Source organism: Type-A symbiont of Plautia stali (genome assembly GCF_059731155.1).
This window is the reverse complement of the sequence record NZ_AP035891.1, coordinates 1,899,006-1,913,896: the sequence shown is the minus strand read 5'-3', so window position 1 is coordinate 1,913,896 and position 14,891 is coordinate 1,899,006. Positions and strand designations below refer to the sequence as shown.

The window sequence follows — 14,891 nt, the reverse complement described above, 5'->3', positions numbered from 1 at the left end:
CAGCTTAAATGCGACCAAAGAGATTGTAGGGGAATTGTAATCAGAATGTGATCCTCCTATACTGCCGCCAAGTCTCCGCAATACCCTGACACTAGGAGCCACCCAGCGTTTTACCCGCTTCATTTAACACTGGATGTTGCTATTTTGGTGGCGGTTGCAGTCCGAACACGCACTGTGCTCTTCTGTAACTCAGGACTGGAGGAAGCAAAATAAAAAAGAGCTTTGTGGGCAAAACCGTGAAAAAACAAACACCTGTTAACTTGGATCTCTCGACGATCCGGTTTCCCGTTACTGCAATATCTTCCATTCTCCACCGCGTCTCCGGCGTGATTACCTTTGTTGCTCTCGGAATTCTGCTCTGGTTACTGGGTCTCTCCCTCTCTTCTCCGGAAGGTTTCCAGCAAGCGGCATCCATCATGGATAGCTTCTTCGCCAAATTCATCATGTGGGGCATCCTGACCGCGCTGGCTTATCACGCAGCAAGCGGCATTCGTCACATGCTGGCCGACTTCGGTTTTACGGCAGAAACCCTGCAGGTGGGAACCCGTACCGCGCAAGCGGTTTTTGTTATCACTGTCGTGCTCTCAATTCTGGCTGGAGTCCTCGTATGGTAAGCAATGCTTCTGCATTAGGACGCAACGGTATCCATGACTGGCTGTTACTGCGTGCTGCTGCAATCTTAATTACGCTCTACATTCTCTACATCCTCGGTTTTGTCGTGATGACCGGCACGCTGACGTATGACGTCTGGCGCGGCTTTTTCGCTTCCTCCTTTACCAAAGTGTTCACGTTGCTGACGCTGTTCTCGATTCTGGTCCACGGCTGGATTGGCATGTGGCAGGTCCTGACCGACTACGTGAAACCGCTGGCAACGCGTCTGCTGTTGCAGCTAGTGATTGTGGTCGCGCTGTTGTCGTATGCAATTTATGGAACTGTTGTGGTGTGGGGTGTGTAAATGAGTTTGCCAGTCAGAGAATTTGATGCCGTGGTGATCGGCGCAGGTGGTGCGGGTATGCGCGCCGCGCTGCAAATCTCCCAATCGGGCCAGAGCTGTGCTCTGTTATCCAAAGTGTTCCCAACCCGTTCCCACACCGTCTCGGCGCAGGGCGGGATTACCGTGGCACTGGGTAACTCCCACGAAGATAACTGGGAATGGCACATGTACGATACCGTCAAAGGCTCCGATTACATCGGTGACCAGGACGCGATCGAATATATGTGTAAAACAGGTCCGGAAGCGATTCTGGAACTGGAGCACATGGGCCTGCCATTCTCCCGTCTTGATGACGGCCGCGTTTATCAGCGTCCGTTTGGTGGCCAGTCGAAAAACTTCGGTGGTGAGCAGGCGGCGCGTACCGCTGCTGCTGCCGACCGTACCGGCCACGCCTTGCTGCATACGCTGTATCAGCAGAACCTGAAAAACAAAACCACCATCTTCTCCGAGTGGTATGCACTGGATCTGGTGAAAAACGCTGACGGCGCGATCGTCGGCTGTACCGCCATCTGCATCGAAACCGGTGAAACCGTCTACTTCAAAGCCAAAGCCACTATCCTCGCGACCGGCGGTGCTGGCCGTATCTATCAGTCCACCACCAACGCCCACATCAATACCGGTGACGGCGTCGGCATGGCGCTGCGTGCGGGCGTGCCCATGCAGGATATAGAGATGTGGCAGTTCCACCCAACCGGCATCGCGGGGGCGGGTGTGCTGGTGACCGAAGGCTGCCGTGGTGAAGGTGGCTATCTGCTGAACAAGCATGGCGAGCGTTTCATGGAGCGCTACGCGCCGAACGCCAAAGATCTGGCGGGCCGTGATGTGGTGGCGCGTTCAATGATGGTGGAAATTCGTGAAGGTCGCGGCTGCGACGGCCCATGGGGTCCGCACATCAAACTGAAACTTGACCATCTGGGCGCCGAAGTGCTGGAATCCCGTCTGCCGGGCATCCTCGAACTGTCGCGTACCTTTGCTCACGTCGACGCGATTAAAGAACCTATTCCGGTTATCCCGACCTGCCACTACATGATGGGCGGCGTGCCGACCCGCGTGACCGGTCAGGTGCTGCGCGTCAACGAGCAGGGCGAAGATGAAGTGATTCCGGGCCTGTTCGCGGTAGGCGAAATTGCCTGCGTATCGGTACATGGCGCAAACCGTCTTGGCGGCAACTCGCTGCTCGACCTAGTGGTATTTGGCCGCGCGGCCGGTGTTCATCTGATGGAGTGCATCGCTGAGCAGGGCGAACTGCGCGACGCCACCGAAGATGAAATCGACGCGGCGATGGCCCGCTTCAACCGCTGGGAAAACAACACCACCGGTGAGGACCCGGTTGAAATCCGGAAGGCGCTGCAGCGCTGCATGCAGAACAACTTCTCGGTATTCCGTGAAGGGGATGCGATGCGTGAAGGTCTGGCCGAGCTGAAAGAGATTCGTGAGCGCCTGAAAAACGCGCGCCTCGATGACCGTTCACCGGACTTCAACACGCAGCGTATCGAATGCCTTGAGCTGGATAACCTGATGGAAACCGCGTACGCCACCGCTGTAGCGGCCAACTTCCGCACCGAAAGCCGTGGCGCCCATAGCCGCTTCGACTATCCGGAGCGTGATGATGCCAACTGGCTGTGCCACAGCCTCTATGTTCCGCAAACGGAAAGCATGACGCGCCGTGAGGTGAACATGCAACCGAAACTGCGTGCGGCCTTCCCGCCGAAAGCGCGTACTTACTAATTGCGGAGATCATCATGAGACTCGAATTTTCTATCTATCGTTACAACCCGGAAGTCGATGACAAACCGCGCATGCAGGATTACACCCTCGAAGCGGAAGATGGTCGCGACATGATGCTGCTGGACGCGCTGATCCGTCTGAAAGAGAAGGATCCTACGCTGGCCTTCCGTCGCTCCTGCCGTGAAGGCGTGTGCGGCTCCGACGGCCTCAACATTAACGGTAAAAATGGCTTGGCGTGTATCACGCCGGTCTCCGCACTGGGCAATGGCAGCAAGAAGATTGTTATCCGTCCACTGCCCGGTTTGCCGGTGATCCGCGACCTCGTGGTGGACATGGGACAATTCCATGCTCAGTATAAGAAGATTAAGCCTTTCCTGTTGAATAATGGGGAAAATCCGCCAGCGCGCGAGCATCTGCAAACGCCTGCGCAGCGTGAGCACCTGGACGGCCTGTACGAGTGTATTCTCTGTGCCTGCTGCTCCACGTCGTGCCCATCGTTCTGGTGGAATCCGGACAAGTTCATCGGTCCGGCCGGCCTGCTGGCGGCATACCGCTTCCTGATTGACAGCCGCGACACCGAAACCGATGCGCGCCTCGACAATCTGAATGATGCTTTCAGTGTTTTCCGCTGTCACAGCATCATGAACTGTGTGAGCGTGTGCCCGAAAGGATTAAACCCAACGCGCGCCATCGGCCACATTAAGTCGATGCTGCTGCAGCGCGGGGCGTAACAAACGGAAGTCACGATCGGGAACCCAGGTTCCCGATCGCTTACGGAAGCCTCTATAAGCGCGGTACGGACCACGCTTATAAAGGTTCCCTTACGGGCCAAGCGCCGGTTGCGCATAGGTTCGTATCGCTGAACTCACTACGGCAAGCCGCGTAAGCGGCAACAAATGAAACCTCAAAAAAGCAGATTAATGCTTAAGGGATCACAATGCATAACAGCGCGATGAAACCCTGGCTGGACTCCTCCTGGCTGGCCGGCGCGAACCAGTCCTACATAGAGCAACTCTATGAGGATTTCCTGACCGATCCTGACTCTGTTGATGAAGTGTGGCGCTCGATGTTCCAGCAGCTGCCGGGCACCGGCGTGAAACCTGAGCAGTTTCACTCCACTACGCGTGAATACTTCCGCCGCCTGGCGAAAGACGCCACCCGCTACACCTCCACAGTCACCGATCCGGCCGCTAATTCCAAACAGGTTAAAGTGCTGCAGCTGATTAATGCGTTCCGCTTCCGCGGCCATCAGCACGCTAATCTCGATCCGCTCGGCCTGTGGAAGCAGGAGCGCGTGGCGGATCTCGATCCGGCCTTCCACGATCTAACCGACGCCGATTTTCAGGAAAGCTTTAACGTAGGCTCTTTCGCCATTGGCAAAGAGACCATGAAGCTGGCCGATCTTTATGCCGCACTGCAGCAGACCTACTGTGGTTCGATTGGTGCAGAGTACATGCACATCAACAACACCGAAGAGAAGCGCTGGATTCAGCAGCGTCTGGAATCGGTGGTGGGCCATGCGTCATTCAGCGCGGACGAGAAAAAAGGTTTCCTGAAAGAGCTGACGGCGGCAGAGGGCCTGGAAAAATACCTCGGCGCGAAATTCCCGGGTGCCAAACGCTTCTCGCTGGAAGGCGGCGATGCGCTGGTGCCGATGCTGCGCGAAATGATTCGCCACGCCGGCAAGAGCGGCACGCGTGAAGTGGTGCTGGGCATGGCGCACCGCGGCCGTCTCAACGTGCTGATCAACGTGCTGGGTAAAAAACCGCAGGATCTGTTCGACGAGTTCTCCGGCAAGCACAAAGAGCACCTCGGTACCGGTGACGTGAAGTACCATATGGGCTTCTCGTCAGACGTGGAAACCGAAGGCGGCTTGGTGCACCTGGCGCTGGCGTTCAACCCGTCGCATCTGGAAATTGTAAGCCCGGTGGTAATCGGCTCGGTGCGTGCGCGTCTGGATCGTCTGGCGGAGCCGGGCAGCAACAAAGTCCTGCCGATCACCATTCACGGTGACGCCGCGGTTATTGGCCAGGGCGTGGTGCAGGAAACCCTCAACATGTCGCAGGCTCGCGGTTACGAAGTGGGCGGCACCGTGCGCATCGTGATTAACAACCAGGTGGGCTTCACCACCTCGAATCCTAAAGATGCGCGTTCTACCCCTTACTGCACCGACATCGGCAAAATGGTGCTGGCGCCGATCTTCCACGTCAACGCGGACGATCCAGAAACGGTGGCGTTTGTTACCCGTCTGGCGCTGGATTACCGCAACACCTTCAAACGCGATGTGTTCATCGACCTGGTGTGCTACCGCCGTCACGGCCATAACGAAGCCGACGAGCCAAGCGCAACCCAGCCGCTGATGTATCAGAAAATCAAAAAGCATCCGACGCCGCGCAAAATCTACGCCGATCAGCTGGAAAGCGAAGGTGTGGCCACGCAGGAAGATGCCACCGAGCTGGTAAACCTGTACCGCGACGCGCTGGATGAAGGCGAGTGCGTGGTGCCGGAATGGCGTCCGATGAGCCTGCATTCGTTCACCTGGTCTCCGTACCTCAACCACGAGTGGGATGAGAGCTACCCGGAAACCGTGGACATGAAACGTCTGCAGGAGCTGGCGCGCCGCATCAGCAGCATTCCAGAAGCGGTGGAAGTTCAGTCGCGCGTTGCCAAGATTTACAACGACCGCAAAGAGATGGCGGAAGGCAACAAGCAGTTCGACTGGGGCGGCGCGGAAAACCTCGCCTACGCCACGCTGGTGGATGAAGGCATTCCGGTGCGCCTGTCGGGTGAAGACTCCGGCCGCGGCACCTTCTTCCACCGTCACGCGGTGATTCACAACCAGCAGAACGGTTCGACTTACACCCCGCTGCACCACATCCATAACGGTCAGGGGCAGTTCAAGGTGTGGGATTCGGTGCTGTCGGAAGAAGCGGTTCTGGCGTTCGAATACGGTTACGCCACCGCAGAGCCGCGCGTGCTGACCATCTGGGAAGCGCAGTTCGGTGACTTCGCCAACGGCGCTCAGGTGGTGATCGATCAGTTCATCAGCTCCGGCGAGCAGAAATGGGGCCGCATGTGTGGTCTGGTGATGCTGCTGCCGCACGGCTACGAAGGGCAGGGTCCGGAGCACTCCTCCGCGCGCCTCGAGCGCTATCTGCAGCTGTGTGCTGAGCAGAACATGCAGGTCTGCGTGCCATCAACGCCAGCGCAGGTGTACCACATGCTGCGTCGTCAGGCGCTGCGCGGTATGCGCCGTCCGCTGATCGTGATGTCACCGAAGTCGCTGCTGCGTCATCCACTGGCGGTGTCCAGCCTAGATGAGCTGGCCAACGGCAGCTTCCAGCCGGCGATTGGTGAGATCGACGACCTCGATCCGCAGCAGGTGAAACGCGTGGTGCTGTGCTCCGGTAAAGTTTATTACGATCTGCTGGAGCAGCGTCGTAAGAACGAGCAGACCGATGTCGCCATCGTGCGTATCGAACAGCTCTATCCGTTCCCGCACAAAGCGGTGCAGGAAGCGCTGAAGAATTACGCCCATGTTCAGGATTTCGTCTGGTGTCAGGAAGAGCCACTGAACCAGGGCGCATTGTATTGCAGTCAGCATCATTTCCGCGAAGTGGTTCCATTTGGTGCGTCACTGCGTTACGCAGGCCGTCCGGCTTCTGCTTCACCGGCCGTGGGCTATATGTCCGTACATCAACAACAGCAGCAAGACCTGGTCAATGACGCGCTGAACCTTGGTTAATTAAAAGGAAAGAAAATGAGTAGCGTAGAAATTCTCGTTCCCGATTTGCCTGAATCCGTAGCGGACGCCACGGTAGCCACTTGGCATAAAAAACCCGGCGACTCTGTGACCCGCGACGAAGTGCTGGTCGAGATCGAAACTGAAAAAGTGGTACTGGAAGTGCCTGCCGCCGCTGACGGTGTGCTGGAAGCGGTGCTGGAAGACGAAGGCGCCACCGTAACGTCGCGCCAGATTCTGGGCCGTCTGAAGGAAGGCAACAGCGGCGGGAAAGAGACCACGGCGAAAGTGGAAAGCAAGGAGTCTACGCCTGCACAGCGTCAGACTGCATCTCTGGAAGAAGAGAGCAATGACGCGCTCAGCCCGGCCGTGCGCCGCCTGATTGCGGAGAACAACCTCGACGCCAGCCAGATTAAAGGCACCGGTGTCGGCGGCCGTCTGACGCGCGAAGATGTGGAAAAACATCTGGCGAAGAAAGCCGACGGCGCGAAAGCGGCGCCGGCAGCCGATGCGGCTCCGCAGGCAGTAGCCAACCGCAGCGAGAAGCGCGTGCCAATGACCCGTCTGCGCAAGCGCGTGGCCGAGCGTCTGCTGGAAGCGAAAAACAGCACCGCAATGCTGACCACCTTCAACGAAGTCAACATGAAGCCGATCATGGATCTGCGCAAGCAGTACGGCGATGCCTTCGAGAAGCGTCACGGCGTGCGTCTGGGCTTTATGTCCTTCTACATCAAAGCGGTGGTCGAAGCGCTGAAACGCTTCCCGGAAGTCAACGCGTCGATCGACGGCGACGATGTGGTGTACCACAACTATTTCGATGTCAGCATCGCGGTCTCTACGCCGCGTGGTCTGGTGACGCCAGTGCTGAAAGATGTTGATGCGCTGAGCATGGCCGATATCGAGATGAAAATTAAAGAGCTGGCGGTGAAAGGCCGTGACGGCAAGCTGACGGTGGAAGAACTGACCGGCGGTAACTTCACCATCACCAACGGTGGTGTGTTCGGTTCGCTGATGTCTACGCCGATCATCAACCCGCCGCAGAGCGCAATTCTGGGGATGCACGCCATCAAAGATCGCCCAATGGCGGTGAATGGTCAGGTGGTGGTGCTGCCAATGATGTATCTGGCGCTCTCCTACGATCACCGTCTGATCGATGGTCGTGAATCTGTCGGCTATCTGGTCGCGGTGAAAGAGCTGCTGGAAGATCCGGCGCGTCTGCTGCTGGATGTCTGATTTTCGCCGGGCGCGCTGGCACGAGGCGCGCCCAAATTAACCCTGTTTAGATCTGAATGGATAGAACATCATGAACTTACACGAATGCCAGGCGAAGCAGCTGTTTGCACGGTATGGTATGCCAGCACCGACTGGCTACGCCTGCACCACGCCACGTGAAGCCGAAGAAGCCGCCTCGAAAATTGGCGCGGGTCCGTGGGTGGTGAAATGTCAGGTTCATGCCGGTGGCCGCGGTAAAGCGGGCGGTGTGAAGGTGGTTAACAGTAAAGAAGACATTCGTACTTTCGCTGAAAACTGGCTGGGCAAACGTCTGGTGACCTACCAAACTGACGCCAATGGCCAGCCGGTAAACCAGATCCTGGTTGAAGCGGCGACCGACATCGATCAGGAGCTGTATCTGGGTGCGGTGGTTGACCGTGCCACCCGTCGCGTGATCTTCATGGCGTCAACCGAAGGCGGCGTGGAAATCGAGAAAGTGGCGGAAGAAACCCCGCACCTGATCCACAAAATGGCGCTGGATCCGCTGACCGGCCCGCAGCCATACCAAGGTCGCGAGCTGGCATTCAAACTGGGCCTGACCGGTAAGCAAGTCAGCCAGTTCACCAAAATCTTCATGGGTCTGGCGACCATGTTCCTGGAGCGTGATCTGGCGATGGTTGAGATCAACCCGCTGGTAATCACCAAACAGGGTAACCTGATCTGTCTGGATGGCAAACTGGGTGCCGATGGCAATGCCCTGTTCCGTCAGCCAGAGCTGCGTGAAATGCGTGACCCAAGCCAGGAAGACCCACGTGAAGCCCACGCGACTCAGTGGGAACTGAACTACGTCGCGCTGGAAGGCAACATTGGCTGTATGGTCAACGGCGCCGGTCTGGCGATGGGCACCATGGACATCGTGAAACACCACGGTGGTCAGCCTGCAAACTTCCTTGATGTTGGCGGCGGCGCAACCAAAAAGCGCGTTACCGAAGCCTTCAAAATCATCCTGTCTGACGATGCTGTGAAAGCGGTATTCGTTAACATCTTCGGCGGCATCGTGCGCTGCGACCTGATCGCAGACGGCATCATCGGTGCCGTGGCAGAAGTGGGTGTCAACATGCCGGTAGTGGTACGTCTGGAAGGTAACAACGCCGAGCTGGGCGCGAAGAAACTGGCTGACAGCGGTCTTAACATCATTGCAGCAACCAGCCTGACAGACGCAGCACAGCGTGTTGTCGCTGCTGCGGAGGGTAAATAATGTCCATTATGATCGACAAAAACACCAAAGTCATTTGCCAGGGTTTCACCGGTGGCCAGGGAACGTTCCACTCTGAGCAGGCGCTGGCCTATGGTACGCAGCTGGTTGGCGGTGTGACGCCAGGTAAAGGCGGCACCACCCATCTCGGTCTGCCGGTGTTTAACACCGTGCGCGAAGCGGTAGAAGCCACGGGCGCCACCGCTACCGTGATCTACGTGCCGGCACCGTTCTGCAAAGACGGTATCCTGGAAGCGATCGACGCGGGCATCAAACTGATCATCACCATCACCGAAGGTATCCCAACGCTGGATATGCTGACGGTGAAAGTGAAGCTGGACGAAGCAGGCGTGCGCATGATCGGCCCGAACTGCCCGGGTGTGATCACCCCTGGCGAATGTATGATCGGTATCATGCCGGGCCACATTCACCAGCCAGGCCGCGTCGGTATCGTGTCACGTTCCGGTACGCTGACCTATGAAGCGGTTAAGCAGACCACCGACATCGGCTACGGCCAGTCCACCTGTGTGGGCATCGGCGGTGACCCGATCCCAGGCTCCAACTTCATCGACATCCTGAAAATGTTCCAGGACGATCCGCAGACCGAAGCGATCGTGATGATCGGTGAGATCGGCGGCAGCGCTGAAGAAGAGGCCGCGGCGTTCATCAAAGAGCACGTGACCAAGCCAGTGGTCGGCTATATCGCCGGCGTAACGGCGCCTAAAGGCAAGCGTATGGGCCACGCCGGCGCCATCATTGCCGGAGGTAAAGGCACTGCTGATGAGAAATTTGCTGCGCTGGAAGCGGCCGGTGTGAAAACCGTTCGCAGCCTAGCCGATATCGGCGATGCGGTGAAAGCGGTACTGCCAGCAAAATAAGATTTTGCTGCTGAAAGAAAAAAGCCACCTGCGGGTGGCTTTTTTTATGGCGGTAACGCGCTGCCGGCAGCCGTCCTCACACATTTGCAGCAAAAACGTAACGGCAACATTTTCTGCGGCTATGCTTACTTTGTCGTTGAGTAAAGAAGGGCAAAGAGGCGTGCTTTTTCCCGTCAGCGTCTAGCCGTCTGGCTGGCACAGAGGTTAAATAATTATGGGAAAGGTAATTGTTTTCTTAATTGCGCTATCGATTTATGACAACTAATTAACAACAACTCTAACACTACATATCTGGAAAATTATTGTCTTAATCAGATCAGTAAAAGGCGATATATAGCAAATTTTACCGCTGGCTAAAAGCAACCCAACCGGTATAAATTGCGTTGCATCAATTCAGTCTTTTTCATCATTTTTCAGGAGTTTGTGCCAGGCGTTGTCATATCAATTCTGTCGCCTCCTCATCTTACTCCTGCACGAAACAGGCTGAAGCGATCGGTTTTTCGGGGAATTTCACCACTGTTACTCGCTCACTTCGGGCCGCAGTACGCATTGTGCTGTCGGTAACAAAACTGGAATCAATAATCAGTCGTTCCTGACCTTATTCTGCATCGCACTGCCCGCTGTTTGTGGTTGTTATTCGCAGGATGAGTTCATGCGAGGAGCAAGGAGTCATCATGTTAGATATTGTCGAGCTGTCGCGTTTACAGTTTGCCCTGACGGCGATGTACCATTTCCTGTTCGTGCCCTTAACGCTCGGTATGGCGTTTTTGCTGGCAATCATGGAAACGGTCTATGTCCTATCGGGAAAACAGATTTATAAAGATATGACCAAATTCTGGGGCAAGTTGTTTGGTATCAACTTTGCGCTGGGTGTGGCCACCGGCCTGACCATGGAATTTCAGTTCGGTACCAACTGGTCTTATTACTCCCACTACGTCGGCGATATCTTCGGTGCGCCGCTGGCCATCGAAGGCCTGATGGCGTTCTTCCTTGAATCCACCTTTGTCGGCCTGTTCTTCTTCGGCTGGGATCGCCTTGGTAAAGTGCAGCACCTGGCGGTGACCTAGCTGGTGGCACTCGGCTCGAACATGTCCGCGCTGTGGATCCTGGTGGCGAACGGCTGGATGCAGAACCCGATCGCCTCCGAATTCAATTTCGAAACCATGCGTATGGAGATGGTGAGCTTCTCCGAGCTGGTGCTGAACCCGGTGGCGCAGGTGAAATTTGTGCATACCGTGGCCGCGGGCTACACCACCGGTGCGATGTTCATTCTGGGCATCAGCGCCTGGTATCTGCTGAAAGGGCGTGACATCGCGTTTGCCAAACGCTCCTTTGCTATCGCTGCCAGCTTCGGTATGGCTGCCGTGCTGTCGGTCATCGTGCTGGGTGACGAATCCGGCTATGAAATGGGCGACGTGCAGAAAACCAAGCTGGCCGCCATCGAAGCCGAATGGGAAACCCAGCCGGCGCCGGCGGCCTTTACGCTGTTTGGCGTACCGGATCAGGCGACGCAGGAGAACAAGTACGCCATCCAGATCCCGTATCTGCTTGGCCTGATCGCCATCCGTTCTGTCGATACGCCGGTCACCGGCCTGAAAGATCTGCTGGCGCAGCATGAAGTGCGCATCCGTAATGGTATGAAAGCCTATGCGCTGCTGAACGAGCTGCGTGCCGGCAGTAAAGATCCGGCGGTGCGCAGTGAGTTTGAGACGCATAAACAGGATCTCGGCTACGGTCTGCTGCTCAAGCGTTATACCCCGGACGTGGCGAACGCCACGGAAGCGCAAATCCAGCAGGCAACGCAGGATTCCATTCCGCGCGTGGCACCGCTCTATTTCTCCTTCCGCATCATGGTGCTGTGTGGCGTGCTGCTACTGGGCATCATTGCGCTGTCGTTCTTGAGCGTGATTCGTAACCGCATCGGTAAGAATCGCTGGCTGCTGAAAGCGGCGCTGTACGGTATTCCACTGCCGTGGATTGCCGTCGAAGCCGGCTGGTTTGTCGCTGAATATGGCCGTCAGCCGTGGGCGATTGGTGAGGTACTGCCAACCGCAGTGGCCAACTCGTCGCTGACCGTCGGCGATCTGCTGTTCTCGATGATCCTGATCTGCGGCCTGTATACCGTGTTCCTAGTGGCCGAGATGTATCTGATGTTCAAATTCGCCCGCCTTGGTCCAAGCAGCCTGAAAACCGGCCGCTATCACCATGAAACAGTGCAAGCTGTTACTCAACCGGCGCGCGGATAAGGAGAGCGACCATGTTTGACTATGAAGTGTTGCGTTTTGTCTGGTGGCTGCTGATCGGTTTTGCCGTCACCGACGGTTTCGATATGGGTGTGGGAATGCTGACCCGCATTCTCGGTCGTACCGATACCGAACGTCGCATCATGATTAACAGCAGCACTGGGACGGTAACCAGGTCTGGCTGATCACTGCCGGCGGGGCGCTGTTCGCCGCCTGGCCAATGGTTTATGCCGCCGCGTTCTCCGGTTTCTACGTGGCGATGATTCTGGTGCTGGCCTCGCTGTTCTTCCGTCCGGTCGACTTTGATTACCGGTCGAAGATTGAAGATATGCGCTGGCGCGGTGCCTGGGACTGGGGCATCTTCATTGGCAGCTTTGTGCCGCCGCTTGTGATTGGCGTGGCGTTCGGTAACCTGCTGCAGGGTGTGCCGTTCCATGCTGATGAGTACCTGCGCCTGTTCTACACCGGTAATTTCTTCCAGCTGCTTAATCCGTTTGGCCTGCTGGCTGGGGTGATCAGCGTCGCGATAATTCTGGCCCAGGGCGCGACTTACCTGCAGATGCGCACCAGCGGCGAACTGCACCTGCGTTCCCGCACGGCGGCGCAAATCAGCGCGCTGGTGATGCTAGTGGGCTTTGTACTGGCCGGCGTGTGGGTGAAGTACGGCATTGATGGCTATGTGCTGAAAAGCACTATCGATCATCACGCGGCGTCTAACCCGCTGGGTAAAGACGTGGTGCGTGAAGCCGGTGCCTGGCTGGTCAATTTTGAGCAGATGCCGGTGCTGTGGCTGTTCCCGCTGCTGGGCGCGCTGCTGCCGCTGCTGACCATCCTGTGTTCGCGCATGGAGAAGGGCGCATGGGCGTTTATCTTCTCTTCGCTGACGCTGGCGTGCGTCATTATGACGGCTGGCATTGCGTTGTTCCCGTTCATCATGCCATCCAGCACCGTGCCAGGCACCAGCCTGACCATGTGGGACGCGACCTCCAGCCTGCTGACGCTGCAGATCATGACCGTGGCAGCCATCATCTCTGTGTCGATTATTCTGGCTTACACCAGCTGGTGTTACTACAAAATGTATGGCCGTATCACCAAAGAACACATTGAGCGCAATATGCACTCCCTGTACTGATTGAGGAGATTGAGCATGTGGTATTTTGCCTGGATTCTTGGCACCTTACTGGCCTGTGCGTTTGGCGTGGTCACGGCACTGGCGATCGAGCATGTGGAAGAGGGCGGCGCGCAGGACGACAAGCTCTGATGCGCAGCCTGATACAGACGCTGTATCGTCTGATGGATAAGGGCCCGCTGCGGGCCCTTTCACTGATTCTGGCGCTGTGGCTGGCCGGATGCGTCATCTGGCAGCCGGCGCGCTTTGCCGCACGCACCAGTGAGCTCGCCATCTGGCACGGATTATTGTTAATCTGGGCGGTGTGCAGCGGCGTGATTCACGGCACGGGTTTCCGGCCACTGCGTGCACGCTGGCAGGCGCTGTTTGCCCCGCTGCCGGCGCTGATCGTACTGGCGCTGGGAATTTACTGGTTCTACCATTAAGTTCTGTCTCAGCCCGCAAGGGCTGTTTTTCCGCTGCTGACGTGAGTTTTTGTCAGCGGTTGGTCAGGAAATCTCCCAAAAATCCTTCCAGTTGTTAACGTCTGATAATTATTTTCTCCTGGCTCTGGCGGACCATTCCCAAGCCGATCTCACTTGCGTATAGTAGCAACATTTAAAATGAGACCGGGATGTAGAGTGAGTACAACGCTGTTTCGCTGGCCGGTTCGGGTCTATTACGAAGACACTGACGCCGGTGGTGTGGTTTACCACGCCAGCTATCTTGCTTTTTATGAACGAGCACGTACCGAGATGTTGCGACAGCACCATTTCAATCAACAGGCCCTGTTGGAAGAGCAGGTGGCTTTTGTGGTACGGCGCATGACGGTGGACTTTATTGCCGCGGCACGTCTCGACGACCTTCTGGAGATCCAGAGCGAAGTGACAGCAATGACGCGCGCAACCATGACGTTCTCGCAGCGTATCGTGAATGCTGAAGGCAAAGTGCTCAATGAAGCAGACGTCCTGATTGCCTGCATCAACCCACATCTAATGAAGCCGATTGCGCTTCCCAAGTCTATTGTCGCGGAGTTCAAGCAGTGACTGACATGAACGTTCTTGATTTGTTCCTGAAGGCAAGCCTTCTGGTCAAACTTATCATGTTGATTTTGATCGGCTTTTCTATTGCCTCCTGGGCAATTATCATTCAGCGCACCCGCATTCTTAACGCGGCGGGGCGTGAGGCCGAGGCGTTCGAGGACAAATTCTGGTCCGGTATCGAGCTGTCGCGTCTTTATCAGGAGAGCCAAGCGCGCCGTGACGAGCTGAGCGGGTCTGAACAGATTTTCTACTCTGGCTTTAAAGAGTTTGCCCGCCTGCACCGCGCCAACAGCCATGCGCCGGAAGCGGTGGTCGAAGGGGCCGGTCGCGCCATGCGCATCTCGATGAACCGTGAACTGGAAGCGCTGGAAAATCATATCCCATTCCTTGGCACCGTCGGTTCCATCAGCCCGTATATCGGTCTGTTTGGTACGGTGTGGGGGATCATGCATGCCTTCATCGCACTGGGTGCGGTAAAACAGGCCACGCTGCAAATGGTTGCGCCCGGTATCGCCGAAGCGCTGATCGCCACCGCAATCGGTCTGTTCGCGGCCATTCCTGCCGTTATGGCGTATAACCGTCTGAACCAGCGCGTGAACAAGCTGGAGCAGGGCTACGACAACTTTATGGAAGAGTTCACGGCCATCCTGCATCGTCAGGCTTTCTCTACCGACAACAGCAAGTAAGT

General features: G+C 56.7%; 12 protein-coding genes and 2 pseudogenes. All 14 read left to right on the top strand.

What is annotated here, in order from left to right; all coding sequences use genetic code 11:
* The first annotated feature begins 224 nt into the window (after nt 1–224).
* The gene (gene sdhC / locus AC6I8M_RS10185) at nt 225–614 is read left to right on the top strand and encodes a succinate dehydrogenase cytochrome b556 subunit (RefSeq protein ID WP_010615988.1); all 390 of its coding nucleotides are present in this window, start codon (nt 225–227) and stop codon (nt 612–614) included.
* On the top strand, nt 608–955 hold the full coding sequence (sdhD, locus tag AC6I8M_RS10180; protein WP_010615989.1) for a succinate dehydrogenase membrane anchor subunit: 348 nt from the start codon (nt 608–610) through the stop codon (nt 953–955). The genes sdhC and sdhD overlap by 7 nt, the downstream gene beginning before the upstream one ends.
* On the top strand, nt 956–2,722 hold the full coding sequence (sdhA, locus tag AC6I8M_RS10175; RefSeq protein WP_010615990.1) for a succinate dehydrogenase flavoprotein subunit: 1,767 nt from the start codon (nt 956–958) through the stop codon (nt 2,720–2,722).
* Nucleotides 2,723–2,736: 14 nt separating this feature from the next.
* Complete coding sequence (locus AC6I8M_RS10170; protein ID WP_010615991.1) at nt 2,737–3,453, top strand: succinate dehydrogenase iron-sulfur subunit; 717 nt, start codon at nt 2,737–2,739, stop codon at nt 3,451–3,453.
* A 206-nt stretch (nt 3,454–3,659) separates the two neighbouring features.
* The gene (gene sucA / locus AC6I8M_RS10165) at nt 3,660–6,467 is read left to right on the top strand and encodes a 2-oxoglutarate dehydrogenase E1 component (RefSeq protein ID WP_010615992.1); all 2,808 of its coding nucleotides are present in this window, start codon (nt 3,660–3,662) and stop codon (nt 6,465–6,467) included.
* Nucleotides 6,468–6,482: 15 nt separating this feature from the next.
* Nucleotides 6,483–7,697: a 2-oxoglutarate dehydrogenase complex dihydrolipoyllysine-residue succinyltransferase gene (gene odhB / locus AC6I8M_RS10160; RefSeq protein ID WP_058948680.1), complete on the top strand. Its 1,215-nt coding sequence runs from the start codon at nt 6,483–6,485 to the stop codon at nt 7,695–7,697.
* Nucleotides 7,698–7,767: 70 nt separating this feature from the next.
* Complete coding sequence (gene sucC / locus AC6I8M_RS10155; RefSeq protein WP_010615994.1) at nt 7,768–8,934, top strand: ADP-forming succinate--CoA ligase subunit beta; 1,167 nt, start codon at nt 7,768–7,770, stop codon at nt 8,932–8,934.
* Nucleotides 8,934–9,809, top strand: coding sequence for a succinate--CoA ligase subunit alpha (gene sucD / locus AC6I8M_RS10150; protein ID WP_010615995.1), 876 nt, complete (start codon nt 8,934–8,936; stop codon nt 9,807–9,809). Before sucC ends, sucD begins: the two co-directional genes overlap by 1 nt.
* 674 nt (nt 9,810–10,483) lie before the next feature.
* Nucleotides 10,484–12,055 (top strand): annotated as a pseudogene (cydA, locus tag AC6I8M_RS10145) (cytochrome ubiquinol oxidase subunit I).
* Nucleotides 12,056–12,066: 11 nt separating this feature from the next.
* Nucleotides 12,067–13,184: pseudogene (gene cydB / locus AC6I8M_RS10140) on the top strand (cytochrome d ubiquinol oxidase subunit II).
* Between the two features lie 15 nt (nt 13,185–13,199).
* A complete protein-coding gene (gene cydX, locus AC6I8M_RS10135) occupies nt 13,200–13,313 on the top strand; it encodes a cytochrome bd-I oxidase subunit CydX (RefSeq protein WP_010615998.1) in 114 nt (37 codons plus the stop codon).
* Complete coding sequence (gene ybgE / locus AC6I8M_RS10130) at nt 13,313–13,606, top strand: cyd operon protein YbgE (RefSeq protein WP_010615999.1); 294 nt, start codon at nt 13,313–13,315, stop codon at nt 13,604–13,606. Before cydX ends, ybgE begins: the two co-directional genes overlap by 1 nt.
* A gap of 177 nt (nt 13,607–13,783) precedes the next feature.
* On the top strand, nt 13,784–14,206 hold the full coding sequence (gene ybgC / locus AC6I8M_RS10125; RefSeq protein WP_168714917.1) for a tol-pal system-associated acyl-CoA thioesterase: 423 nt from the start codon (nt 13,784–13,786) through the stop codon (nt 14,204–14,206).
* Nucleotides 14,203–14,889 carry a Tol-Pal system protein TolQ gene (gene tolQ / locus AC6I8M_RS10120; protein ID WP_010616001.1) on the top strand — a complete coding sequence of 229 codons (687 nt, stop codon included), beginning with the start codon at nt 14,203–14,205 and terminating at the stop codon, nt 14,887–14,889. The genes ybgC and tolQ overlap by 4 nt, the downstream gene beginning before the upstream one ends.
* Nucleotides 14,890–14,891: the final 2 nt, after the last annotated feature.

Coding starts and splice junctions, on each gene's coding strand:
- sdhD (WP_010615989.1), top strand. CDS start 608: ATGGTAAGCAATGCTTCTGCATTAGGACGCAACGGTATCCATGACTGG.
- sdhA (WP_010615990.1), top strand. CDS start 956: ATGAGTTTGCCAGTCAGAGAATTTGATGCCGTGGTGATCGGCGCAGGT.
- AC6I8M_RS10170 (WP_010615991.1), top strand. CDS start 2,737: ATGAGACTCGAATTTTCTATCTATCGTTACAACCCGGAAGTCGATGAC.
- sucA (WP_010615992.1), top strand. CDS start 3,660: ATGCATAACAGCGCGATGAAACCCTGGCTGGACTCCTCCTGGCTGGCC.
- odhB (WP_058948680.1), top strand. CDS start 6,483: ATGAGTAGCGTAGAAATTCTCGTTCCCGATTTGCCTGAATCCGTAGCG.
- sucC (WP_010615994.1), top strand. CDS start 7,768: ATGAACTTACACGAATGCCAGGCGAAGCAGCTGTTTGCACGGTATGGT.
- sucD (WP_010615995.1), top strand. CDS start 8,934: ATGTCCATTATGATCGACAAAAACACCAAAGTCATTTGCCAGGGTTTC.
- cydX (WP_010615998.1), top strand. CDS start 13,200: ATGTGGTATTTTGCCTGGATTCTTGGCACCTTACTGGCCTGTGCGTTT.
- ybgE (WP_010615999.1), top strand. CDS start 13,313: ATGCGCAGCCTGATACAGACGCTGTATCGTCTGATGGATAAGGGCCCG.
- ybgC (WP_168714917.1), top strand. CDS start 13,784: ATGAGACCGGGATGTAGAGTGAGTACAACGCTGTTTCGCTGGCCGGTT.